Annotated in this window: 24 protein-coding genes and 2 tRNA genes; 21 read left to right on the top strand and 5 right to left on the bottom strand. The window is 36.3% G+C overall.

Going from position 1 to position 25,292, the window contains the following annotated elements; genetic code table 11:
* From ACHZK0_RS21865 to nikC, 3 genes are read right to left on the bottom strand one after another with little or no spacing between them, the layout of a single operon-like run.
* Window positions 1–1,017, bottom strand: a complete 1,017-nt coding sequence (locus tag ACHZK0_RS21865; RefSeq protein WP_395760865.1) for an ABC transporter ATP-binding protein — start codon at window positions 1,015–1,017, stop codon at window positions 1–3.
* A 14-nt stretch (window positions 1,018–1,031) separates the two neighbouring features.
* Window positions 1,032–1,952 (bottom strand): nickel ABC transporter permease, encoded by a 921-nt coding sequence (nikB, locus tag ACHZK0_RS21860; protein ID WP_000928487.1) that lies wholly within the window; start codon window positions 1,950–1,952, stop codon window positions 1,032–1,034.
* Between the two features lie 18 nt (window positions 1,953–1,970).
* Window positions 1,971–2,870, bottom strand: coding sequence for a nickel transporter permease (nikC, locus tag ACHZK0_RS21855; RefSeq protein ID WP_084669438.1), 900 nt, complete (start codon window positions 2,868–2,870; stop codon window positions 1,971–1,973).
* A gap of 328 nt (window positions 2,871–3,198) precedes the next feature.
* On the opposite strand from nikC, the gene ACHZK0_RS21850 reads away from it, so the two are divergent.
* From ACHZK0_RS21850 to ACHZK0_RS21815, 8 genes are all read left to right on the top strand, one after another.
* Window positions 3,199–4,764: a glutathione ABC transporter substrate-binding protein gene (locus tag ACHZK0_RS21850; RefSeq protein ID WP_071720577.1), complete on the top strand. Its 1,566-nt coding sequence runs from the start codon at window positions 3,199–3,201 to the stop codon at window positions 4,762–4,764.
* Window positions 4,765–4,836: 72 nt separating this feature from the next.
* Window positions 4,837–6,087 (top strand): amidohydrolase family protein, encoded by a 1,251-nt coding sequence (locus tag ACHZK0_RS21845; protein WP_262742294.1) that lies wholly within the window; start codon window positions 4,837–4,839, stop codon window positions 6,085–6,087.
* A gap of 13 nt (window positions 6,088–6,100) precedes the next feature.
* Window positions 6,101–7,345 carry an amidohydrolase family protein gene (locus ACHZK0_RS21840; RefSeq protein ID WP_262742293.1) on the top strand — a complete coding sequence of 415 codons (1,245 nt, stop codon included), beginning with the start codon at window positions 6,101–6,103 and terminating at the stop codon, window positions 7,343–7,345.
* A 93-nt stretch (window positions 7,346–7,438) separates the two neighbouring features.
* The gene (locus tag ACHZK0_RS21835) at window positions 7,439–8,338 is read left to right on the top strand and encodes a DMT family transporter (RefSeq protein ID WP_163096193.1); all 900 of its coding nucleotides are present in this window, start codon (window positions 7,439–7,441) and stop codon (window positions 8,336–8,338) included.
* 38 nt (window positions 8,339–8,376) lie between these two features.
* Window positions 8,377–9,672: a purine/pyrimidine permease gene (locus tag ACHZK0_RS21830; RefSeq protein ID WP_262742290.1), complete on the top strand. Its 1,296-nt coding sequence runs from the start codon at window positions 8,377–8,379 to the stop codon at window positions 9,670–9,672.
* Between the two features lie 165 nt (window positions 9,673–9,837).
* On the top strand, window positions 9,838–10,062 hold the full coding sequence (gene gerE / locus ACHZK0_RS21825; protein ID WP_000659484.1) for a spore germination transcription factor GerE: 225 nt from the start codon (window positions 9,838–9,840) through the stop codon (window positions 10,060–10,062).
* A 107-nt stretch (window positions 10,063–10,169) separates the two neighbouring features.
* Window positions 10,170–10,832 (top strand): type 1 glutamine amidotransferase domain-containing protein, encoded by a 663-nt coding sequence (locus ACHZK0_RS21820; protein WP_270605840.1) that lies wholly within the window; start codon window positions 10,170–10,172, stop codon window positions 10,830–10,832.
* Between the two features lie 155 nt (window positions 10,833–10,987).
* Window positions 10,988–11,626: a TetR/AcrR family transcriptional regulator gene (locus tag ACHZK0_RS21815; protein ID WP_063261294.1), complete on the top strand. Its 639-nt coding sequence runs from the start codon at window positions 10,988–10,990 to the stop codon at window positions 11,624–11,626.
* Window positions 11,627–11,676: 50 nt separating this feature from the next.
* Here ACHZK0_RS21815 and ACHZK0_RS21810 read toward each other — a convergent pair whose 3' ends face one another.
* A complete protein-coding gene (locus ACHZK0_RS21810; protein WP_270605841.1) occupies window positions 11,677–12,360 on the bottom strand; it encodes a type 1 glutamine amidotransferase domain-containing protein in 684 nt (227 codons plus the stop codon).
* Between the two features lie 524 nt (window positions 12,361–12,884).
* Here ACHZK0_RS21810 and ACHZK0_RS21805 point away from each other — a divergent pair.
* The 9 genes from ACHZK0_RS21805 (at window position 12,885) to ACHZK0_RS21765 (ending at window position 19,426) form a co-directional block, all read left to right on the top strand.
* Window positions 12,885–14,210: an MFS transporter gene (locus tag ACHZK0_RS21805; protein ID WP_262740346.1), complete on the top strand. Its 1,326-nt coding sequence runs from the start codon at window positions 12,885–12,887 to the stop codon at window positions 14,208–14,210.
* Window positions 14,211–14,422: 212 nt separating this feature from the next.
* The gene (gene racE / locus ACHZK0_RS21800) at window positions 14,423–15,232 is read left to right on the top strand and encodes a glutamate racemase (RefSeq protein ID WP_000774001.1); all 810 of its coding nucleotides are present in this window, start codon (window positions 14,423–14,425) and stop codon (window positions 15,230–15,232) included.
* A 272-nt stretch (window positions 15,233–15,504) separates the two neighbouring features.
* Complete coding sequence (gene gerM, locus ACHZK0_RS21795) at window positions 15,505–16,554, top strand: spore germination protein GerM (RefSeq protein ID WP_242256444.1); 1,050 nt, start codon at window positions 15,505–15,507, stop codon at window positions 16,552–16,554.
* Between the two features lie 128 nt (window positions 16,555–16,682).
* Window positions 16,683–17,420, top strand: a complete 738-nt coding sequence (rph, locus tag ACHZK0_RS21790; RefSeq protein ID WP_016118680.1) for a ribonuclease PH — start codon at window positions 16,683–16,685, stop codon at window positions 17,418–17,420.
* Between the two features lie 11 nt (window positions 17,421–17,431).
* On the top strand, window positions 17,432–18,040 hold the full coding sequence (locus tag ACHZK0_RS21785) for an XTP/dITP diphosphatase (RefSeq protein WP_063261290.1): 609 nt from the start codon (window positions 17,432–17,434) through the stop codon (window positions 18,038–18,040).
* A 13-nt stretch (window positions 18,041–18,053) separates the two neighbouring features.
* Window positions 18,054–18,557 (top strand): metallophosphoesterase, encoded by a 504-nt coding sequence (locus ACHZK0_RS21780; RefSeq protein WP_270605842.1) that lies wholly within the window; start codon window positions 18,054–18,056, stop codon window positions 18,555–18,557.
* Window positions 18,558–18,666: 109 nt separating this feature from the next.
* A tRNA-Gly gene (locus tag ACHZK0_RS21775) sits at window positions 18,667–18,740 on the top strand.
* Between the two features lies 1 nt (window position 18,741).
* A tRNA-Arg gene (locus tag ACHZK0_RS21770) sits at window positions 18,742–18,815 on the top strand.
* A 410-nt stretch (window positions 18,816–19,225) separates the two neighbouring features.
* Complete coding sequence (locus tag ACHZK0_RS21765) at window positions 19,226–19,426, top strand: hypothetical protein (protein ID WP_000124458.1); 201 nt, start codon at window positions 19,226–19,228, stop codon at window positions 19,424–19,426.
* Between the two features lie 85 nt (window positions 19,427–19,511).
* Here the strand turns inward: ACHZK0_RS21765 and ACHZK0_RS21760 are convergent, their stop codons facing one another.
* Entirely contained in the window at window positions 19,512–20,126 is a 615-nt protein-coding gene (locus tag ACHZK0_RS21760) for a PH domain-containing protein (RefSeq protein ID WP_270605843.1), read from the bottom strand.
* Between the two features lie 506 nt (window positions 20,127–20,632).
* Here ACHZK0_RS21760 and ACHZK0_RS21755 point away from each other — a divergent pair.
* From ACHZK0_RS21755 to clpX, 4 genes are all read left to right on the top strand, one after another.
* Window positions 20,633–20,881 carry a hypothetical protein gene (locus tag ACHZK0_RS21755; RefSeq protein WP_071720601.1) on the top strand — a complete coding sequence of 83 codons (249 nt, stop codon included), beginning with the start codon at window positions 20,633–20,635 and terminating at the stop codon, window positions 20,879–20,881.
* A gap of 197 nt (window positions 20,882–21,078) precedes the next feature.
* Complete coding sequence (locus tag ACHZK0_RS21750; protein ID WP_395760864.1) at window positions 21,079–22,077, top strand: hypothetical protein; 999 nt, start codon at window positions 21,079–21,081, stop codon at window positions 22,075–22,077.
* A gap of 309 nt (window positions 22,078–22,386) precedes the next feature.
* The gene (gene tig, locus ACHZK0_RS21745) at window positions 22,387–23,664 is read left to right on the top strand and encodes a trigger factor (protein WP_061677124.1); all 1,278 of its coding nucleotides are present in this window, start codon (window positions 22,387–22,389) and stop codon (window positions 23,662–23,664) included.
* Between the two features lie 264 nt (window positions 23,665–23,928).
* Window positions 23,929–25,188, top strand: coding sequence for an ATP-dependent protease ATP-binding subunit ClpX (gene clpX, locus ACHZK0_RS21740; protein ID WP_063261287.1), 1,260 nt, complete (start codon window positions 23,929–23,931; stop codon window positions 25,186–25,188).
* Window positions 25,189–25,292 lie beyond the last annotated feature (104 nt).

Raw genomic sequence — 25,292 nt, 5'->3', positions numbered from 1 at the left:
TTATAATACCTCCAATTCTTCTGAAGATGATTTATCCCAAAGATCTGTAAACATCCAGCATCGAACTTCGCTTCCATCTTGCGTGAGTTGAAGTTCTGGAAGAGTGTTGTGACATAGTTCTTTTGCATGGGTGCATCTATCAGCAAAGCGACATCCGTTCGGCATATGGTACGGACTCGGTACGGATCCAGGAATCGTTTGTAATTCTTCTTGGTCTGCATCGAGTTTTGGAAGAGATTGAAGGAGTCCGATTGTATAAGGGTGTTTTGGGTTAGTAAATATATGATCGATATCTGCATATTCGACGATTTTTCCAGCGTACATAACGGCGACTCTATCGCATGTTTCTGACACGACTCCTAAGTCATGTGTGATCATGATAATTCCCATACCGAGTTGTTTTTGAAGTGATTTCATAAGTGATAATATTTGAGCTTGAATTGTTACATCAAGAGCAGTTGTTGGTTCGTCTGCAATGAGTAAATCTGGATTGCAAGCAAGTGCCATTGCAATCATAATGCGTTGTCGCATTCCTCCGCTTAGTTCATGTGGCTCTTGCTTTGCACGCTTTTCAGGAGAAGGAATCCCAACTAGTTTCAACATATCGACGGCTTTATTCCAAGCTTCTTTTTTACTTAATTTTTGATGGATACGAATTGCTTCTGCAATCTGTTCCCCAACAGAATATACTGGATTCAAAGATGTCATTGGTTCTTGGAAAATCATTGAGATTTGATTTCCACGAATTGCACGCATTTCAGCTTCTTTTTGCTGTAATAAATTTTTTCCTTTAAATAAAATGCTGCCTTCAATTTTACTGCCGCTTTCTCGGTCAAGTAATCTCATAATGGATAGAGAAGTGATACTCTTCCCACAACCAGATTCCCCTACGATGCCGAGTGTTTCTCCTTTAGAAACAGAGAAATTTAAACCATCAACCGCTTTGCTTACACCTTCGTCTGTAAAGAAATGTGTTTTTAAATCTTTAACTTGTAATACCTCTTCCTTTTTATTCATGTTTGTGCACCCCCTTAATTAAGCTCAATACGTTTATTGAAATGACGGTATAAAATATCAACAATAAGATTGACTAGAACGAAGATGACCGAGGCGATTAATACGCCCCCTTGTAACATTGGTAAGTCTCTCATTCGGATGGCGTCTACAATCAATCTTCCAAGTCCATTTATAGCAAAAACTGATTCTACTAAAACTGTACCACCTAAAAGTGCTCCAAATTGTAATCCAACAACAGTAATAACGGGAATTAATGCGTTCCTCAAAGCATGTTTATATATAACGACTCTTTCTTTTACTCCCTTTGCTCTTGCTGTTCGTATATAATCTTGGCGTATAACATCAAGCATACTTGAGCGAGTCATACGTGCTACGATTGCGGCGCCAGATGCACCTAGTGTAAGTGCTGGTAAAACCATGTGCATCCAAGTTCCCCAACCAGAAACGGGGAATATTTGAATTTGAACAGAGAAGTAAAAAATGAGCATAAGTCCAAACCAAAAACTTGGTAATGAGACACCTAATAAAGCGATAATCATAATGGAAACATCTGTCCAAGAATATTGCTTTGTAGCAGAGATGATACCAGCAATCATTCCGATTACAACTGTAATGACGATGCTACACAGTGCGAGTTCAATAGTGATTGGAAGGCGGATTAGTACTTCGTCTAACACTGGGCGGTTAGAACGAATCGAAACCCCGAAATCGCCTTGTAATATATTTCCGATATAAGAGAAATATTGCATGATAAAAGGTTTGTCCAATCCTAATTGGTGGCGTATTTGCTCGACAGTTTCTTTTGATGCTCCTTCACCAGCGATAAGGAGAGCTGGGTCTCCGGGTACCATTTGCATAATTAAGAAAACAACGAATACAACGCCGAAAAGAACGGGAATTAATTGTAGTATTCTACGAAATATAAACATTAGCATGTATCATCATGCCCCTTTCTATTTTTTAAGTCTCGGATCAAGTGCGTCACGTAACCCGTCACCAAACATGTTTAAACCGATTACGAGTGTAGACATTGCAATTCCAGGAAACATTGCGATATGCGGTGCGGTAAATAAAAAGTCACGTCCATTACTTAACATTGCTCCCCATTCAGGTGAAGGGGGTTGTGCCCCAAGTCCTAAAAATGATAATCCAGCTGCAGATAAAATTGCTGTAGCTAAGCGTAAAGTAGCTTGGACGATAATGGGCGATAAGATGTTAGGGAATATATGCTTCATAATAATGGTGAAATCCCTTGCTCCTAGTGCTCTTATAGCATCGATATACTCTAATTTTTTCACTGTTAATGTAGAAGCTCTAACGATACGAGCAAACATAGGGATTGAGAAAAAGCCAATAGCGATAATTACGTTCACAAGACTTGGTCCTAGCGCCCCTACAATGGCAAGAGCAAGTAAAATACCAGGAAAAGCTAGCATGATATCGATGATTCTCATAATCACTGTGTCAAACCATCCACCATAATAACCAGAAATAATACCGAGAATAATGCCGAACAACGCTCCTATAAATACAGAAGAAAATCCAACAAGTAATGAAAGGCGTGTCCCATGTAAAAGGCGGCTTAAAATATCTCTACCTTTATCATCTGTTCCCATCCAATGTTCCATGGAAGGTGGTTGTAACTTATTGACTAACTGAATATCAAATGGATTATAGGGTGCTAATAATGGGGCAAATATAGCAATTAAAATATAGAAAAGAACGATAATACCCCCGATAAATGCCATTTTGTTTTTCTTTAATTTTCGATAGCCAGTTATCAACTTCGATGTATTCTTCATTTGAATCGTTTGTAATGAAGTTTTTTCTTCTTTAGAAAGACGAACTTCCATTTTTCATACCTCCCTTTCTTTATGAATAAATTATCAGAAAATTAATTTGAGTCAACGGATTTAAAACAATAGGTAAAGAAAATGCAAATACAAGTAAAAATGTTTAAAAATAATTCAGAAAATTCAAATAGTAAAGAAAGTGCAAATAGAAGTAAAGATGTTTAAAAACTTTTTCCGCAAAGTTATTTATAATTACAAATACATAAACAAATTTGCAGAAGAGAAGGTAGTGAAATTATTCGCTATTAGAAAGTAGGTGAAATAGAACGATAGGTTTAAGGTTTCACTTTATGATGTAGAGATAAAAGAAAGTGGAGGGGGAAGGGCGATGAGGTTCAAAAGGGGACTTGTCATTTGCTTTATCACAATTTTATGTCTTTCAGTTTTTCTAGCGGGGTGTTCATCTAATACGAAGACAAGCAAAGAAGGATCGGGGAGCAAAGGGGCGAAAGAAGGCGGTGTTTTAACCATTGCTAGACTGTCAGATGCTGATAACTTAGATCCACATTTTATTACAAACATTCCTTCAGCGAGTGTTGTATACCATAAAGTGTATGAAAACCTTGTACAGCGAGATAAAAATATGGATTTTAAACCTATGTTAGCAAAGGAATGGAAACAAATTGATGATGTGAACTGGGAGTTTAAGTTACAACAAGGAGTGACATTCCAAGACGGTGCACCGTTTAATGCTGAGGCAGTAAAGAAAAACTTTGAACGTGTATTAGACCCGAAAGTAGGTTCAAATCGAGCAACTGTTTATTCCATGATTCAAGAAATAAAAGTAATTGATGAATACACAGTACAGTTCGTATTGAAATACCCATACTCACCTCTTTTATCTATTTTCGCAAGTAATGAAGGGAGTATTTTAAGTCCGAAAGCAATTGATGAAAAAGGAAAAGGTTTAGCTCAGCATCCGGTTGGGACAGGTCCATATACTTTTAAGTCATGGAAACCAGGTGAAGAAATTCGACTTGAAAAGAATAAAAATTATTGGGGCGAAAAATCAAAGGTTGATGAAGTTGTATTCAAAGTAGTACCGGAAGATGCAACACGTATTGGAATGATTGAAACTGGTGAAGCTCACATTGCAGAGAACTTACCTGTAACTGAGGTAGAGCGTGTGAAAAATTCACCATCCATGGAGTTAATTGAAAATGAAGGTTTAGGTGTAGAATATATTGGCTTTAATGTACAGAAAAAGCCATTTGACAATCCGCTCGTTCGTCAAGCGATTGCACATGCGATTGAAACGAAAGGGATTTTAAAAGGGGTATATAACAATGTTGGGACTGAAATAAACTCCGTAATGACTCCTAAAGTATTCGGTTATACGAAAGACGTAAAAGGATATAAGTATGACATTAATACCGCGAAAAAATTATTAGCAGAGGCTGGTTATCCAAATGGGTTTAAAACAACAATTTGGACGAATGACAGCAAGGTTAGAATGGCATTAGTGGAAGTAATTCAATCTCAATTAAAAGGGATTGGCGTTGATGTAGAAATTAAAGTTATGGAATATGGTGCGTTTTTAGCTGCAACGAATAAATCAGAACATGCGATGTTTGTTGGAGGATGGGGAAACGCAACAGGTGATGGTGACTATAATCAATATAATTTATTCCATTCTAGCTCACACGGAGCAACTGGTAACCAATTTTTCTATAGTAATCCGGAAGTAGATAAATTAATAGAAGATGCTAGAAAAGAAAAAGATGAGGCGAAGAGAAAAGAATTGTACAAACAGTTACAAGAGATTGAATTAAAAGATGCTTTACTCGTACCAATTCGAGGGATTAATCATATTGCCGCAACTACGAAAAATATAAAAGGATTTTGGATTGATCCATCTGGGTATTTACGACTGGAAGGTGTAGAGCTACAGTAAGATAGAAATTTTTATCTGTTTTTGTTTCGGTTGTGAAGTAGAAAAATCATATTGCGAAGGGAGATTGAAAAAGTGAGTGTAAAATCACAATATTGGTTAACGAATGTGAAACTTGAATGTGGGTACGTATATGAGGAATCGCGAATTACAAGTACAGAAACGGAAATTTGTAGTTTGCTTATTGAAGATGGAAAGATTACGAAGATATTACCTGGAATTGTATCAGAGCAAGATGGTGAAGTAGTAAATGCAAATGGTTTACTGGCATTACCAGCATTTGAAGAAATGCATATTCATATTGATAAAACGTATTATGGTGGACCATGGAAAGCATGTACACCAGTAAAGAGTATATTCACTCGTATTCATGAGGAGCAAACTATTCTTCCGAAGCAATTAGAAACTGCAAAGAGTAGAGCGGAGAAAATGTTGCAATTACTTCTTGAAAACGGAGCGACAAATATTCGAACACATTGCAATATTGATCCTGTAATTGGTCTTGGGAATTTAGAAGCAACGATTGCAGCACTGGAAACATATAAAGATAAGTTATCAGCAAAAATCGTAGCATTCCCGCAACACGGTTTGTTACGAAGTAATTCCGTAGGGCTTGTAAAAGACGCTATGCGTATGGGGGCTCATTTAGTAGGTGGAGTAGACCCAGCTACAGTAGACGGTAATATTGAAAAATCATTAAATACAATTATGGATATTGCAGTAGAGTTTGATTCAGACATTGATATTCATTTACATGACGCGGACCAACTCGGAACATTTACAATGAAGAGATTAGCTGCATTAACAGAAGAAGCAGGGTGGCAAGGAAGAGTTACGATTAGTCATGCTCTTGGACTTGGAGATGTGTCTGTTGAAGAAGCGGAGGAAATGGCTGAACGACTTGCGGCACTAGACATTGATATAACGTCAACAGTTCCAATTAGTAGACATGTAATTCCAGTTCCGTTATTAAATCGTAAAGGTGTAAAAGTTTCACTAGGAAACGATAGTATAACTGATCATTGGTCTCCATTTGGAACGGGAGATATGTTGCAAAAGGCAAATTGTTTAGCGGAGAGATTTAGATGGATTGACGAGCGCTCTTTAGGGAAAGCACTTCAGTTTATTACGGGCGGGAAATCTATATTAGATGATCAAGGAAATCGTCAGTGGCCAAAAATTGGGGATGAAGCAAATATCGTCTTTACAGAAGCGTCATGTTCAGCCGAGGTAGTAGCAAGACAAACAGAGCGTTGTGCTGTTTTATATAAAGGAAATGTTGTTGCGGGTAGTTTGCAAAAAACGGCTATAAATAATCTTGTTTGAGAGGATGATTGAAATGCAAAATGTATATTGGTTAACGAATGTACGATTAGAAACAGGTTACAAGTTTAATAATGAAGTAGTTACAGGTACAGAAACAGCTTTGCATCATTTACTCATACAGGATGGGAAGATTGAAAAGATTGTACTTGCGGATGTGCCGCTTCAAACAGAATATGAAACGAAAGATGCGAAAGAATTGCTTGTTCTTCCATCATTTGTGGAAAATCATTTTCACCTTGATAAAACAAAACTTGGTGGCCCATGGGAAGCATGTACACCAGTAAAAAATATTATTGAGAGATTAGAGTTAGAACAGCAGGAGTTACCAATTTTAGCTCAAACAACTGGAGAGAGAGCAGAGTTATTACTAAGAAACATTTTAAATGCTGGTTCGACTCATATTCGAACGCATGTAAATATTGATCCGTATATCGGTCTTAAAAACTTAGAATCTGTCCATCAAACTTTAGAGAATATGAAAGGTGCGTTTACATATGAAATTGTAGCATTCCCGCAGCATGGTTTACTTCGTACAGAAGCGCATGCTCTTATGAGAGAAGCGATGAAAATGGGTTCAACTTTAGTAGGTGGTGTAGATCCAGCTACTGTAGATAATAATATTGAAAAATCACTTTTTGATATGATGGAAATTGCTGTAGAGGCAAATGCAGATGTTGATTTGCATTTACATGATGCAGGACATTTAGGTATTTATACAATTAAAAAATTAGCTCAATTTACAGAGGAGGCTAATTGGGACGGGCGTGTTGCGGTCAGTCATGCGTTTAGTCTTGGCGATGTATCTAAAGAAGAAGGAGCAGATATGGCAGACTTATTAGCTGAGAGAGGAATGTCTATTATTACGACAGTACCAATTAACAGAAATATGCCGCCGGTACCATTGCTTACAGAAAAAGGTGTTTCCGTTTCTTTAGGTTGCGATAGTATGTTTGATTCATGGGGGCCATTTGGAAATGCTGATATTTTTGAAAGAGTAGGGCGTTTAGCAGAAAAGTATCGCTGGATTGATGAGAAGTCTTTGTCTTCTTCTTTGGCATATATTACAGGTGGAAAAACACCATTGGATCAAGAAGGGAATCAAGTTTGGCCTAAAGTAGGAGATAAAGCTGATTTCGTCTTCTTACAAGCTACTTGTTCAGCGGAAGGGATTGCTAGACGAGTAAAGCGACCAGCTGTAATGAAAGACGGAAAAATAGTAGCAGGTTCCTTGCAACATGTCCAAGGAGTATTGATTTAATTTACGTATCTCCCTAATTTATATATATTTTTTTAAGGGTTCCTAATGAAAGAATAGGAATCCTTCTTTTTTACGAGAAAAGGAGGGGAATAGGTGACACGTACATATATATTACTGTTTATATGTGTAGTAGTTTGGGGGAGTAACTTTATATTTGGTGCGATTTTAGTAAATACATTTCATCCGGTGTTGTTAACGACACTTCGTTTACTATTTATTAATTTGTTTTTTCTAGCGTACGCTATTATGTGTAAGAAAGACTTATATATAGAAAAGAATGAAATGAAAAGTGTATTATTAATTGGGATCATAGGTGTCGCGATTAATCAATGGTCTTTTTATGAAGGGTTACAAACAGCAGATCCAACAACAGCTGCGCTAATATTAGCGCTTACTCCTGTCATGACTTCTATTCTAGCGGTATTTATTTTAAACGAACCGTTAACAGCTAAGTTAGTAATAGGAGGAGGAATTGCTACTTTTGGAGTGTTTTTTGTAATTGGTGTTGGGCAGAGGTTCGTCTTTTCAGAAGGGCTAATATGGATTTTTATAACGATGCTATCTTTTTCTTTATCTATCGTTTTAATTCGGAAATTGGGGAACAGAGATGATATGTTTTTGATTACATTCTTTTCTTCAACTTTTGGTTTTTTAATCATGTTACCCTTTCTTGCTCTTACCTTTTCTCACATAACATTGAAATACTCTATAGAGAGTTGGTCGCTTCTCATTGTGACAGCAATACTTATGCATGGGATTTGCACATTAGTTTGGAATAATCAGTTAAGAAAAGCGCAAGCATCAACAGCAGCCATGTTTTTAAATTTAGAACCATTCGTTACGATGGTGGTAGGGTATATTATATTGCAGAAAAGTGTAACAGCCATTCAAATAATTGGAGCTGTTTTTATCGTTTGTGGAGTTTATATTGCAACATTTGGATACGGGAAGAAATCGAAGGGACAAAAAGTGTTGTTTCGAAAAGCTACGTAATAGTATAGTGTGTATTTCTGTGTTAAATGTATGGAAGGATGAAAGATTTGGACAATCAACATAATCAAAATCATATTATGGGAACTTTGCAATGGTTTATATTTTTATTAGCGAATTCAATCGCATTACCAATTGTCGTTGGCGGATTATTTCATCTTACGACGGAAGAGATATTTTATTTAATGCAGCGTACATTCTTTGTAGTTGGTATATCTTCTTTTTTACAAGGGTGGCTTGGACATAGACTACCAATTGCGGATGGACCAGCTGGATCTTGGGTTGGAGTATTTACCGTACTTGCTTACGCAACGGCCGGACAAGATCAATTACATAGTACGTTGCAAATTTTAGAATTAGGAATGATAATTTCCGGTGTTATTTTAATAGGATTAGGAGTAACTGGTTTTATAGGACGTATTTTATTTTTATTTACGCCGCTTGTGACAGGGACGTTTTTACTTTTATTATGTTTACAATTAAGCGGTGTATTCCTAAAAGGGATGCTAGGAATTACTGCTACTGTTTCTCAAATCGATGGATTTACAGCGATAATTGCGTTTAGTATATTTCTTTTCGTTATTATACTATCTAATTTTGGGAAAGGCTTTGTCAAAAGTTATGCGGTTTTAATAGGATTAATTAGTGGGTGGATTCTTTTTCTAATTGCAGGAAAAGTGACGATTCCATCTCAAGTAACTCATTTTGTGCAACTTCCACAAATGTTTGCTTGGGGACTTCCGAAATGGAATACAGGTATGGCTGTATCAAGTTTCGTTATGGTATGTATTTTAGTTTCTAATACAGTGGCAGCTATTATAGCAATTAATCAAGCTACCATTCAAAAAGGGATTATTGAACAGAAACAGTTGAAGGATGGTACGTGGGTTGGAGGGATTTCTCATATCATTTCTTCTGTATTTTCAACTGTAGGTGTCGTGCCATTGCCAGCAACGGCAGGATTTATACGTTTAACGAAACAAAAATATATACGATCGTTTTTACTAGCATGTATGTTACTAGTCGTAATGTCGCTGTTTCCGAGTATTATTCGTTACTTAGCATCGTTGCCATCCTCTGTCGCATCTGCAGTTTTAATGGCTTCGTTCGTACAGCTAATTGGAATTGGATTTCATAATATAAAACAAGTGCCAATGAGCGAAAGGAATGTAACGATTTTAGGAGTTGCTGTATTATTTGGAAGCGGTGTTATGTTTTTACCGTCTGGAGCACTTCAATCATTGCCGTCTGTTATGCAATATATATTCGGAAATGGTTTATTCGTAGGTACTGTTGTCAGCATATTACTAGAACAAATGTGGCGTGTAGAAAAGTGAGTGGATACAAAGAGTGTATGCACTGTATAAAAGTCTAAAATAACATGTGAAATAAAGCCCATTTTCATTCACCACCTGCACATTTCGTTCATACAATATCTTGACTAAATAAACACCCAACTTACACATACACGGCTCTGGCTTAAGCAAGGAGGGTTATACCAGTTGAAGGAAAAAGCGTATCAATCTAAACCGTTACTCACAAAGAGAGAGAGAGAAGTATTTGAATTACTGGTTCAAGATAAAACAACGAAGGAAATTGCAGGTGAACTTTTTATCAGTGAAAAAACAGTACGCAACCACATCTCAAACGCAATGCAAAAGCTAGGAGTTAAAGGACGTTCACAAGCAGTTGTTGAGCTTCTTCGCATGGGAGAGCTCGAACTATAAAAAGAAAGCCGACTTTTAAATGAAGAGTCGGCTATTTTTCTGCCTGTTTCATGTTCTATAAGAATGATAAGAACGCTCCATACATAAATAGGTAGTAAGGAGGGGATATGTTGAAAAGGATATTGTTAGTTTCAACAAGCGCTCATGATATGAATGGACACCCGACTGGTTTGTGGCTGGAAGAGCTCGCAGCTCCTTATAATGTATTTAAAAAGGCTAAGTTCGATGTTGATATTGTGTCGATAAAGGGTGGTAGAGTACCTATTGATAGAGTGTCGATTCCGAACGGGATACCTCGTGAGTTTAAGCATGTTGCTTCTTTATTGCAAAATACGAAGCCGATCTCAAAGGTTCATTTTTCGGATTATGATGCAGTTTTATTTGGTGGTGGGCACGGGGCAATTGTAGATTTTCCAGGTAATCCATATGTTGCAAATTTCATTGAGAATATGTACAACAATAACAGGATTGTAGCAGCTGTTTGTCACGGCGTAAGCTCTTTAGTCGGTGTGAAAAATAAAGATGGCTCGTTTTTTGTTGCTGGTAAGCGTATAACAGGTTATACGAATGATGAGGAAAAAGCTGTACATTTAGAAAATCGAGTGCCCTTTTTATTAGAAAGTAAATTGAAAGAAGAAGGAGCTTTGTTTTATGTTGCTCCAAAATTCACGCCACATGTCGTAGTAGATGGGCGTTTAATTACAGGGCAAAACCCGCAGTCTAGTATGGAAATAGGGAAAGCTATAAGAAGAGCTGTCGATAAATTATAGAAAAAGTGCTCGTTACTCATAAAGGTAGCGGGCATTTTTTCTATAGTATAAATGCCCCTTAAACTAAAAAGATGTATTGCGTATAGTGACTTCATTTATAATTAATCGTGAATTTGCTATACTGTTTTGTATGGACAAAAGGGGAGGCTCTTTTAATGAGAAAAGTTGCGTGTGCAAACACTTATATTAATAAAATAAAGCCCGTTATTAGAAGAACGAGTTTTAGTCAATTGAAAATAGATGAAATTGCGAAATATATGGATATTAGTAAAGCTACTTTATATAAACGTTTTTCTTCAAAAGATGAGATTATTGAAGCTGTGGTAGAAGATTTTATGAACTATCTTCTTGAAGGAGATGCGGATAATCAAGATGAAAGTATGTCTTTTGCAGAACGTTTCCAAAAGACGTTTATCCACTCTTTAAAATGTGTGACATATATTTCTGATGTTTTTTTACAAGATTTGAAAGAGGCATATCCGCACTTATCTGATCAGTTAGTCGCTGCACAACAAAATCGTAATCATAATTTGCAAATGTTTTTTGAAGCTGGTATGGAACAAGGCTACTTTAATAAAATGAACGCACAATTATTTATGGTGCAAGATGACGTGATGTTAAGACGTATTATAGATCATTCTTTTTGTATTCAGTACGATATTACGTTAAAGAAAGCGATACTTGATTTTTATCAACTAAAGAAGTATCAACTTTTTAAACCAGAGTATATAGAAGCAATTGATGATTCGGAAGTTGAAAAAGAAGTTATTGCTATTTTGCAAATGATTTCGTAAAAAAGCAGGTTTTCCTATAGTAATGGAAAACCTGCTTTTTTTATTACCTGTTATTTGTTTACGTATTGTAATACTAATTCAGCTACTGGGCCACCTGAAGCTGGGTTTTGACCAGTGATAACACGATTATCTTCTACAGCGTAAGCTTCCCAAGGCTGCGTAGCTTTTTCGTAAAGCCCTCCATTTTTAATGAGTTCATCTTCTGTTAAAAATGGAACGAATTGATCTAATTCAGCTAATTTCTCCTCTTCATTTGAGAATCCTGTTACTTTTTTGCCGCTAATTAAACGTTCTCCATTACTTAATGTGATATGAAATAAACCAGCAGCTCCGTGACAAACAGAGGAAACAATTCCGCCATTTTCATAAATGTTGCGGCTAATCATTTGAAGTTCTTTATTTTCTGGGAAGTCCCAAATTACACCGTGACCACCTGCGTAATAAATAACAGCGTAGTCTTCTGGATTTACTTCACTCGGCTTCATTGTAGAACCGAGACGATTCATAAATTCTTTCTTTTGATACCATTCCCAATCGATGCTCTCCGCCATTGCTAAACTATGCGGATCAATCGGTGTATAGCCGCCTTGTGGGCTAACATAATCTACTCCATAACCAGCTTCTTCAACCTTTTTAACGAAATGGACAGCTTCACCAAGCCAAAGACCAGTAGCTCGATTTAAATTTGGATATTTTTCTACGCTCGTTAATACGACTAACATTTTTTTCATCATAATCCTCCTGTAATGTTCCTTCTATATAAAAGTTCTTTATTTATTTGGTTTTATCCCGCGTTAACGGACAGTAAACTCCCACCTCAAAATTCAGTTGGAGCAAAGAAGTTAGGTGGGAGATCAACTGTCCGTAAACGTCCGATTGGTGAGGGCTAATAATCAGTGGAGATGAACAAAACCCCCACTGATTAAAGTTTCACTTGATTAAGTTAGAAATTGCAAACTTGAATAAACATGTCAGTCCTCCTTATATCGGATTCGAAATTAGTGTACAACAATTTTTATACAAAGTAAACTAAAAACACTAAATTAGTTCACTTTGTATATTTTTCGTTGACAAACTGTAATGCTGAAATTATGATAGTTCCATGAATATCGAACAACGTACATGTTTCGTTTCAAATTCAACTTGTCGCGCGATGAATATATACATTTGATGAAGTTGTTTAGTGGTAATAGAGGAGCTAAACAACTTTATTTTTCATTTTTATTTACAGCTACTACAATCAGGAGAGGTGTTACACATGGGGAAAGATATAAGTAATCATTCAAAATGGTTTGTTTTCACATTATGTTTTATCGTTTTATTAGGACCGATGAATGCAGTTTTATTTAATGTAGCGTTAGAGGATATGGCTCGTGATTTATCCATTAGCCAATCGAAGGTAAGTTGGGTTGTAGTAGGTTATTCCTTAGTTGTCGGTATTGGTTCGATGATATATGGGAAGCTGGCTGATCGTTACAGTGTAAAAAAACTATTAATTATTTCAATTATCATATTTGTAGCGGGTTCTATTATTGGATTTATGAATCAATCTTATACGATTACCATTCTTGCAAGGTTAGTGCAGGCGAGTGGAGGAGCGGCGTTTATTGCACTTAGTATGATTGCAGTGGAGAAATTAGTTGTTCCTGCTAAGAAGCCTGGTGCGTTAGCGATGATTAGTTCTTCTATTGCATTAGCAATAGGTATTGGTCCTTTAGTTGGCGGGGCTATTACGAACACATTGGGGTGGCCATATTTATTTTTATTTATGATTATTTCAGTAGTGGGGATTTTCTTGCTTTTAAAATTTATGCCGGAAGAAGCGCAGCATACGGATGGAGCGTTTCATTTTGATTACACCGGAGCGGCGTTATTATTTGCATTCATTACGACTGTTTTATTAGGGGTAAATATTAATAGTTGGCTATTTGTGTTATCGATTGCTTTCTTATTTTTATTCACGGTTCGTATGAAGAACGCGGAACATCCATTTATTGATATTGAGTTGTTTACAAATAAAACATTTCTTCGTTTAATAGCGGTCGGATTTATAATGAATGTGGCGCTATGTGCTAGTTTATTATTATTACCATTGCTGTTAGGAAGGGAGCATGGATTGTCTCCATTCATTATCGGAATTGCACTGTTTGTTGCATCACTCTTTGGTATTGTATCTAGTTTTCTTACTGGAAAGATCGTCCCTTCGTTTGGAAATGTGAATATGATTTATGTAGCGTCTGCCATTATGATCGTTGGCTTTTTAATTTTAGGGCTTATTCCAAACGAGAACATTGCTGTTATTGTATTGGCGATTATTTTAACGTTTATGAGTTATTCAGCTATTCAAGTATCAGTAAACACATTTATACCGAAAACATTACATCCAGCTAAAGTTGGAGTTGGTCTTGGTTTATACAATTTAATTAACTTTTTCGGTATGGCATTTGGACCAGCTGTAGCGAGCAGAATTATGGAATCTACAAATAGTTATCGTTTGAATTTTATTTTAATTGTCATGTTAATTTCTGCTCATTTTTTCTTATTAATAGGAATGTCTTCTTTTCAAAAAAAGATGGAGCAATAAATACGTACTTTATTATAGAAGAAACCGACTTTCATATAGGAGGTCGGTTATTTTTCTGTCTTGCAAATTATGAAAAAAAGGAGCAAAATAAAAAAGGTCCTAGTCTATACAGGTACAAATGAAAAATTTTCATACAGAAGCAGTTTAAGTGAGCGAACTTAAAGTGTGTAAAATATAATGATAAAATAAGATGATGAATGAGAAAACGGGTGATGAAGTTGAATAGAGCAATCGGTGTTATCGATTCAGGAGTTGGCGGTTTAACAGTAGCGAAGGAATTAATTCGTCAGTTGCCGAAAGAGCGCATTATATATTTAGGGGATACAGCACGTTGCCCTTATGGTCCACGTTCTCGAGAAGAAGTGCGTCAATTTACGTGGGAAATGACGGAGCATTTACTAGATTTGAATATCAAAATGTTAGTTATTGCGTGTAATACAGCAACTGCGGTTGTATTAGAAGAGATGCAGAAACAATTACCAATTCCAGTGGTAGGAGTTATTCACCCAGGATCACGTACAGCTTTAAAAGTGACAAACACGTATCATGTTGGGATTATCGGAACGATTGGAACGGTGAAAAGTGGTGCATACGAAGAAGCGTTAAAGTCTATTAATAACCGTGTTATGGTAGAAAGTTTAGCATGTCCGCCTTTCGTTGAGCTTGTAGAGAGTGGCAATTTTGAAAGTGAAATGGCATATGAAGTTGTAAGAGAAACGTTGCAACCGCTGAAAAATACTGATATTGATACACTTATTTTAGGTTGTACACATTATCCAATTTTAGGCCCTGTTATTAAAAAGGTAATGGGAGATAAAGTACAACTAATTAGTTCAGGTGATGAAACAGCACGTGAAGTAAGTACAATTTTATACCATAGTAAAATGTTGAATGAGGGAGAGGAACAAAGTGATCATCTCTTCTTAACAACAGGAAAAATAGGTCTATTTAAAGAAATTGCATCAAAATGGTTCGGTCAACCGATTGAAAATGTGAAACATATTTATTTAGAAAAAGAATAATAATAGAATTCATATAAGTGAGCTCCTGAGAAATCAGGAGTTTTTTGTTTATTAATGGGCAGTAAGACCCCCACCTCAAAATTTAGCGAAAGCAAAGAAGTTAGGTGGGGGATCAACTACCCATAAAAGTCCGATTGGTGAGGGCTAATAATGAAGAAAACCCCACTGATTAAAGTTTTACTTTATCCCGCTATTTGCCGGACAGCTAGTTCTAAAACATGAAACAGCTCGTATACATAATAGTACAAACTTAGATTTTAGGGGGGAATGGCATGCCTAAATCCACTTTTAAATGGGTTGTTGGTGCTACTGTGAGCGCTGTTTTACTAACAGGGTGTGGCTTTATAAATCAGGAGAAGGCAACGGAACAAATTGATCCGCCAAAACAAGTTACGTATACAGAGGGTGGAAAGAAAGAAGTAGCTAAGAAAGATAAGCAAGGACAAACAGTGAATAGAGAACTATACCTTGTTGATAAAAATGGTTATGTTGTACCGCAAACGTTAGCTGTACCTACTCCGAAAGCAAATGAGGTTATGCAGCAAACGTTAGAGTACCTTGTGAAAGATGGACCGGTAACGAATTTATTACCGAATGGGTTCCGTGCAGTCATTCCAGCGAATACATCAATGACCTTAGATTTGAAAAAAGATGGGACGGTAGTCATTGATTTCTCTAAAGAAATGAAAAACTATGCAAAAGAAGAAGAGCGTCAAATTGTTGAGTCAATAGCGTGGACGTTGACGCAGTTTAAAGAAGTAAAACAAGTGCAGTTCCAAATAAATGGCGAGAAATTGGCGAAGATGCCTGTTGGTGGTACACCGCTTGGTGAAGGGGTGAGCCGTGCTAACGGTATCAACTTCGATGATGAACAAGTAGCGGATGTAACGAATACAAAACCAGTTACACTTTATTTTATGGCGCAAAATAATAATAAACAGCAATACTACGTACCTGTAACACGCCGCGTTGTAGAAGGGAAAGAAAATGATTATGCAGCAATTATAGATGAGCTTGTAAAAGGACCGATTCATCAGTCGCTTCTAAATGATTTTAATCCAGGAGTTAAGCTTATTACGAACCCGAAATTACAAGATGGAAATCTTACATTAAACTTTAACGAAAATATATTTATAAACCCAGATAAAAATATGGTTTCAAATTACGTATTGAAGTCGTTAGTTTTATCTTTAACAGAAAAGAAAGGCGTGAAAAGTGTTTCTATTGAAGTAAATGGTAAAGCGAATCTGATAGATGAAAAGGGCGGAAAGTTAATAAAACCTGTAGATCGTCCAGAAAACGTGAATACAGGTAGTTTTTAATCGTCAATAATTTGATATACTTAAGTAAGAAAGGGGAATTGCTTTTTGGGTTCCTCTTCTTTTATTGTATACATATCATACATTTAAATTTGGCTATACTAACAAGTAGTTATGAGGAGGTTATTTTTATGCGAGTAGATGGTAGAGAGAAAACAGAATTACGCCATATACATATTCATACGAATTATTTAAAACATCCAGAGGGGTCAGTATTAATTGAAGTTGGGGATACAAAGGTAATTTGCTCAGCGACAATCGAAGAGCGTGTCCCGCCGTTTATGCGTGGAGAAGGAAAGGGCTGGGTAACAGCTGAATACGCGATGATTCCACGTGCAACAGAACAACGTACAATTAGAGAGTCAAGTAAAGGGAAAGTAACAGGACGTACAATGGAAATCCAGCGCTTAATTGGACGAGCTTTACGTGCGGTAGTTGACTTAGAAGCACTTGGTGAAAGAACAGTTTGGATTGATTGTGATGTTATTCAAGCGGATGGTGGAACGAGAACTGCTTCTATTACAGGTGCATATGTAGCAATGGTATTAGCGTTTGAGAAGTTATTACAAGCAGAAAAAGTATCTAAAATTCCAGTGAAAGATTATTTAGCAGCAACGTCAGTAGGGATTGTTGAAGAACAAGGTGTCGTTTTAGATTTAAACTACGTAGAAGATTCTAAAGCAGACGTTGATATGAACGTAATTATGACTGGAAAAGGCCAGTTTGTTGAAGTACAAGGAACTGGAGAAGAAGCGACGTTTAGCAGAGCACAGTTAAATGAATTACTTGATGCTGCGGAACAAGGTATTTTCCAACTGATTGACATGCAAAAAGAAGCGTTAGGCGACATCGTATCTCATATAGAGTAGAGGTGGAAAGTATGAAACAAGTTGTTGTAGCGACAAAAAATATGGGGAAAGTACGTGAATTTGCTGAGTTATTTGAGCGATTTGATTTAGAAGTAAAATCATTACACGATTTTCCTCATATTGAAGAAGTCGAAGAAACTGGTGAAACATTTGAAGAAAATGCAATCTTAAAAGCGGATAGTCTGAGCAAACAGCTGAATGCGATTGTAATTGCGGATGATTCAGGTCTTATTGTAGATGCTTTAAATGGAAAGCCAGGTGTGTATTCAGCTCGTTTTGCTGGAGAGCCGAAAGATGATCAAGCGAATATTGATAAAGTGTTACAAGAATTAAATGAGATAGCGTTTGATAAGCGTAAAGCTCGCTTCTACTGCGCATTAGCAGTGGCTTTCCCTGAAGGTGATAAAAAGCCTGTCATTGTAAACGGGACGTGTGAAGGGTATATTTTAGAACAGCGCCGCGGAGACAACGGCTTTGGATATGATCCGATTTTTTATGTGGAAGAATATAAAAAAGCGATGGCGGAACTAAGCTCAGATGAGAAAAATGCCATTAGTCACCGTGGACGTGCTCTTCGTAAGCTAGAAGAAAAAATCCCTGAATGGTTTTTAGGAGAATAAGGGAGAGAGATTGATGAAAGCTTTAATCGTAAGCGATAGTCATAGCTCTGTGAAGGAATTACAGCAGTTAAAAGAGAAATATGAAGGGAAAGTAGATATCATGATTCATTGTGGTGATTCAGAGCTAACGCCTGCTCATGAAGAGCTGCAAGGTTTCCATGTTGTAAAAGGGAATTGTGATTATGCTAACTTTCAAGATGAAATTGTAACTGATGTAGATGGCATTCGTTTCGTAGTTGTGCACGGACATCGTCATAACGTGAAAATGACATTACAAACATTATCGTACTATGCAGAAGAGGTAGGGGCGCAAGTTGCATGCTTCGGACACTCTCACGTATTAGGTGCGGAATTAATCGACGGCGTTTTATTTATTAATCCAGGTAGTATTTTATTACCACGTCAACGTGCAGAAAAGACATTTGCTTTATTAGAAATGGATGAAAATCAAATGGAAGTTCGTTTTGAAACATTAGACGGACAACTAGTTGAACAAGCAGTTTTTAAAAGAGGATAAGAAAAATTATCCTCTTTTAAAAAAGGTGTTGACTTTATGTATGGTTATACATATAATAAATATTGTCGATAGGGCAACGGCGCTAACGAAGAAAAATAAAATAACATATGCGGGTGTAGTTTAGTGGTAAAACAAGAGCCTTCCAAGCTCTGGTCGAGAGTTCGATTCTCTTCACCCGCTCCATGTCCCAGTAGCTCAGCCGGATAGAGCATACGCCTTCTAAGCGTACGGTCGGGAGTTCGAATCTCTCCTGGGACGCTAAAAAAACCTTGTTATCTTTTGATAACAAGGTTTTTTGTTTGCCTACAAATTGATGTATGTACAAGAGGTGTAAAGTATAACGTAATATATGATAATTATTATGTATTGCAGATTAAAGTACATTAAGAAAAGAGCGCTATTTATGCGCCCTATTCCTCTTATTTAATTTAAAGAATCAATAGGTTTATGATGGAACTCGAATTTATATCCAGATTCCCCTAATTAATCGCTTAGAATGTTATAAAACTTTTTACAATTCTAGTACGATTGAGCAGCTGTGATCGAAACTTATCCCCGACAGTGTGTTACAATTAATAGAAGCGGAAAACGAGAATCTCCAATTGACTGGACGTGTGATGGGTTGGACAGTTTAAGAAGGTTGTATAAAAAAGGGAGATGGCGCAAAGATGGCGAGATCAAATGAGAATGATTTAACGGAGAAATTGGCAGAAGGTCACCGGAAATATGGTGATGGCAACTTTACAGTACAGAACATCGGTGATGAAACTAACCCGGATTGGACTGTCGTAAAAAATGTGAGGAAGGGATCGGCAGGCATTCGCGAAGGCGAAGATATATTAAGACTGCGATCAAAATATATAAAATAGTACGGAAATGGGCGGAGTGGGAGTTCGAATCTCTCCTGGGACGCTAAGAAACCCTTGTTATCTTTTGATAACAAGGGTTTCTTGTTTAGTTATTAATAAACTTCTTAAAGACAAAACCATAATCTTTCACATTATATTGTTTCTTCGTATCAACGAGCCAGTTAAAGGCGATTTCGTTCATTTCTTTAAACTGTTCTGCTAAATTTACTTGTGCGTTTGAAATACGGCTAAAAGCGTTGGATGCCATATCTAGACTTTTGTGTGCATACTGCAATGTAATATCGTTGTCGTGTGAGATTTCTTCTATTTTAAGTAAAGCTTTATATAAATCCTTTAATTCTTCAATATGTTTTTTATGAACATCAATTGAATAATGTTCATCTCCCATTTGGAACTTAATTTCTACATCCAAATCAATCGTTCCGGCAGTTTCAAGTGCTACGTTTTTAATTTGATATTTACTATAGCTAAAGCGGCGTAATGTCCGTTTTTTACTCGTTGCGCTTGTACCATCTAAGTGGAGTAATCCTTTGTTTGTAAAACAATATTCATCTGATTTTGATTTAATTAGAAAATAAATTTTCTCCCCATCTTCATGCATCACGTAATCATCAGCGTCGACTTTATCGTAATCTTTCGGTGTAATGACAGAACCTACATCGCTTAGTCCTAATACATCCGCAGCCATTTTTTTAAACATACATAATCCCCCTTTTAAATCAAATTCTTAATTGTATAAAAATATATTAACACGATTTCAAATGTTTTCTTATAAATGAAAACATTTGAAGGTAAGTTAAGGGAAGTAACGAATAATTATTTCAACCCTAAGTTATTTAGTAAATCTATTAATTTTAAGAGTGGATCCTCCGAAAAGTAACCAAGAGAAAAACAAGTGAGTATACAGAAATTAAGTGATGTCACCTCAAGTAATATGAGGTGTTTTTCTATTCTTTTTTGAAATCTTACAATTCTGTAAGGTAACTGTAAGGAAGTTCGATGGTAACAAATTGCTAATCCTCTATAATGAAGGTAACAACGATAAAACGAGGAGGAAGAAATGATGAAGGGATTAATCGTAACGGGTTTAACAGTTGCTTTTGGATTTGTAGCGTATGAGAAATTAACGTATGTAGTTGATGTTGTAAAACATTTAATCGCTTAGCAAAAAAACTGCCATGAGAGGGAAAGGGAATGAGTGAATGAATGGAATGGTTATTTGGAATTATAGGTACTAGTAGTGTAGTGTTATTGTTCTTTGTCCCAAGTGGTATACTTAGTTCGACAACGAGTTTGTTCTTCTTGAGTTTGTTTGCTTGTACGATGCTTATTATTATGTTTTTAATGAAGCGAAGTAAACCAATCTTCTATTTTAGCATGATTGTTATGGCAATTATTGTTCTCCAAATTATTACCCTTGTTATATACCCCACTATTATAAAAGCTTTCCATTAATGATGAATCCTCTGCCTGAATTGCTGAGGATTTTTGTTTGCACATTTTTAATTTTTAGTAAGGATTTGTTTATATTGAAATATGAAAATTAAATATTTCAATATTTCAAACAAAGGGTTTTGGGATGTTGTGTTCTCATTACTCATTTGATATATTTACTTTAAAGATAATTAAAATCTAGAAAAAGAGGCGGACGTATGGATAAAAAAGAAAATACGGTCGTATTGTTTCCGCAGCTATCAGAGCGATATATTGATGAAGGTTTTTTAGCACTGAAAGAGCGGAAATTCGAAGATGCATTGCGATGCTTTGAAATATTACGTCAGTATAATGCAGAAACGGAACAAACGGAACTGGCTTCTGTTATTTGTTTGTTAGAATTAAAGCATATGGAAGAAGCGAAAGACAAATGTGAACAGTTACTTGAAACGGGAGCTGTATTATTTGGTGATATTCTTGAAACATATGTGACGATTTTAGTTCAAACAAATGATTATGAAGGTGTTATTGAAACCGTCGAAAAAGTTTTGCAAACGAAAGATATAATGCCTGAGCAAAAGGAAAAATTAGCACAGCTCGCTTTATTTGCGGAAGGTATGTTAAATGAAGTAGATACGTCACTAGTCGATTCGAATTTTGAATTAGATGAGTTTACTCATGAAATGTTTGGAGAAAACTTTGGGCAGAAGCTAAGAGCAATTCAGCAACTTTCGTTAAAAGACTTGGATCTTGCATTACCTATTTTAAAGAAATTTTTAATAGACGAAAAACAGCACCCTTATTTGAAAACTTCTATTTTGTATAAAATGATAGAAAATCAAATAGAAGAAGAGATTGAAGTGGAAAAGTTTGGAAATGCGATCAAGGTGATTCCAGCATTTACAGGTCATAATGAGGAGCAATCCGATAACATTATACATACATTATCAAGTCGATTAGAGCAAAATTATCCCGATATATTTGAAGCGATGGTTACATATTGGAAAGAGTTGCAAATTAGCGTTTTCCCATTCGCTCTATTAATGGATAAAGTGGAGATTTGGGCTGCTGTTTTAGAGAGAATTGGAAGAAAGCGTTTCGGATTGACTATTGATGAAGAAGAGCTTATGACAGCGTATAATATTGAATTAGAAGAGTTTCATATTGCCTATCAATGGTTATTACGTGTTGAAAGAGAAGGATATTTGCCCGTATAATTATGAAAAAGAATCGTTCGGTTCTTGAAACGAGCATATTCTATGTTATAATGTAAGGGTTGCAAAAGGCAGAAATCTGCCTGTTTGTAAGAGAAGAGAAGTGTAATTCTCTTACTTAATATGTTTCATATTATTCTCGAACAAAATATACCGTAGTTGTCTTTTAGGCGATTAGTAGATTGGAACATTATATCTGAAAGCTTTTGCTAGAGGATTATTTGTACTTTTGTTATTTCAAAAAAGAGATAATGAAGATCTTAATCTATAGAGGTATGTGCATACATTATTATAGTTGGAGGGAAAGAATAAATGGCTACAAAATGGGAAAAATTAGAAGGTAACGTAGGCGTTTTAACAATCGAAGTTGATGCTAAAGAAGTAAACAACTCTATCGACGCTGCATTCAAAAAAGTAGTACAAACAATCAACGTACCAGGTTTCCGTAAAGGAAAAATGCCTCGTCCGTTATTCGAACAACGCTTTGGTATCGAATCTTTATATCAAGATGCTATAGATATCATCTTACCAAAAGCATACGGTGAAGCGATTGATGAAGCTGGTATCTTCCCAGTTGATCATCCTGAAATCAACATCGAGAAGTTCGAAAAAAATGCTAACCTTATCTTCACTGCAAAAGTTACAGTGAAACCTGAAGTTAAATTAGGTGAGTACAAAGGTTTAGCAGTAGAAAAAGTTGAAACAACTGTAACTGACGAAGATGTAGAGAACGAATTAAAATCTTTACAAGAGCGTCAAGCTGAACTAGTTGTTAAAGAAGAAGGAACTGTTGAAAACGGTGATACAGCTGTAATCGACTTCGAAGGTTTCGTTGATGGCGAAGCATTTGAAGGTGGAAAAGGCGAAAACTACTCTCTTGCAATCGGTTCTGGTACATTCATCCCAGGTTTCGAAGAGCAAGTAATTGGTCTTAAATCTGGTGATTCTAAAGAAGTTGAAGTATCATTCCCAGAAGAGTACCACGCTGCTGAATTAGCTGGTAAACCAGCTACATTCAAAGTAACAATTCACGAAATCAAAACAAAAGAACTTCCTGAGCTAAACGACGAGTTCGCTAAAGAAGCTGACGAAGAAGTTGCAACTCTTGATGAATTAAAAACAAAACTTCGTACAAACTTAGAAGAAGGCAAAAAGCACGAAGCTGAGCACAAAGTACGTGACGAAGTAGTAGAATTAGCTGCTGCTAACGCTGAAATCGAAATTCCAGAAGCTATGATCGACACTGAGTTAGATCGTATGGTTCGTGAATTCGAGCAACGTTTAAGCCAACAAGGTATGAACCTTGAGCTTTACTACCAATTCACAGGTACTGACGCTGACAAGTTAAAAGAGCAAATGAAAGAAGACGCTCAAAAACGCGTAAGAATCAACCTTGTTCTTGAAGCTATCATTGAAGCTGAAAACATCGAAGTTACTGAAGAAGAAGTAACTACAGAAGTTGAAAAAATGGCTGAAATGTACGGTATGCCAGTAGACGCTATCAAGCAAGCTCTTGGAAGTGTAGACGCTTTAGCTGAAGATCTTAAAGTGCGTAAAGCTGTAGATTTCTTAGTAGAAAACGCTGCATAATAAAATAACAAGGCACGATTTTAATCGTGCCTTGTTTTATAAATATAGAAATATATTTATAAAACTTTTCGATGAAGAAGGAAAACTTCCTTTACAAGTCGAATATACATATTTCAAAAGTTTTAAAATTTTTTTATTTGTACATAACTAGTCATATTATTTGTATTTCTCGCCACGTAGTGACATAATATGTATTTACATACGATACATTTATCGTGTACATACGAAGGCAAGAGGTTAGCACTTTGTAAGGGGTGTGAAAATATGTTTAAATTTAATGATGAAAAAGGTCAATTAAAATGTTCTTTCTGTGGTAAAACACAAACGCAAGTTCGAAAGTTAGTTGCGGGTCCAGGTGTTTACATTTGTGACGAGTGTATCGAACTTTGTACTGAAATTGTACAAGAGGAGCTTGCGAAGGACGAAGAAGTAGAATTCAAAGATGTACCGAAACCGGTAGAAATTCGTGAAATCTTAGATGAGTATGTCATCGGACAAGATAACGCGAAAAAAGCACTAGCGGTAGCGGTATATAACCATTACAAACGCATTAATTCTAACAGCAAAATTGATGATGTAGAATTAGCGAAGAGTAATATTTCACTTATTGGGCCAACTGGTAGTGGTAAAACATTATTGGCACAAACATTAGCGCGTATTTTAAATGTTCCATTTGCAATCGCGGACGCAACATCTTTAACAGAAGCTGGATATGTTGGGGAAGATGTAGAAAACATCTTACTAAAATTAATCCAAGCAGCTGATTATGATGTAGAAAAAGCGGAAAAAGGAATCATTTATATTGATGAGATTGATAAAGTGGCACGTAAGTCCGAAAATCCATCAATTACACGTGATGTATCTGGTGAAGGTGTGCAGCAGGCACTTCTGAAAATTTTAGAAGGTACTGTAGCAAGCGTTCCACCTCAAGGTGGTCGTAAGCATCCGCACCAAGAGTTTATTCAAATTGATACGACGAATATCTTATTCATCTGTGGTGGAGCGTTTGATGGCATCGAGCCAATTATTAAACGTCGTCTTGGTGAAAAAGTAATTGGATTTGGTGCTGAGAAGAAAAATGCTGATGTGAATGAGAAGCATGTTTTATCTCACGTATTACCAGAGGATCTTTTAAGATTTGGTTTAATTCCAGAGTTTATCGGTCGTCTTCCAGTTATTGCGAACCTAGAGCCGCTTGATGAAGATGCTCTTGTTGATATTTTAACGAAACCGAAAAATGCACTTGTTAAGCAATTCCAAAAACTATTGGAGCTTGACGATGTTGAGTTAGAGTTTGAAGAAGGCGCACTAATTGAAATTGCGAAAAAAGCAATTGAACGTAAAACAGGTGCTCGTGGACTTCGTTCTATTATTGAAGGCTTAATGCTGGATGTAATGTTCGAACTTCCATCTCGCAAAGATATTGAGAAGTGTATTCTTACGAAAGAAACAGTAGCTGATAATGCACCACCAAAATTGGTGTTACAAGACGGCACTGTACTTGATACAAAAACATCTGCATAGTGTGAAGGAGAAACAGCAATTTTTATAATTGCTGTTTTTCTTTATGTTTAGCTATGTTCCTCCGCGGAAATACTAAGAGATAAAACATTGCGGGAGGAAATAAA

Origin of the sequence: Bacillus sp. 3G2, assembly GCF_044324725.1 — a bacterium.
Lineage (GTDB): Bacteria > Bacillota > Bacilli > Bacillales > Bacillaceae_G > Bacillus_A > Bacillus_A mobilis.
Note: the sequence above shows the minus strand (reverse complement) of the source record. Positions and strands in the feature narration are given on the sequence as shown.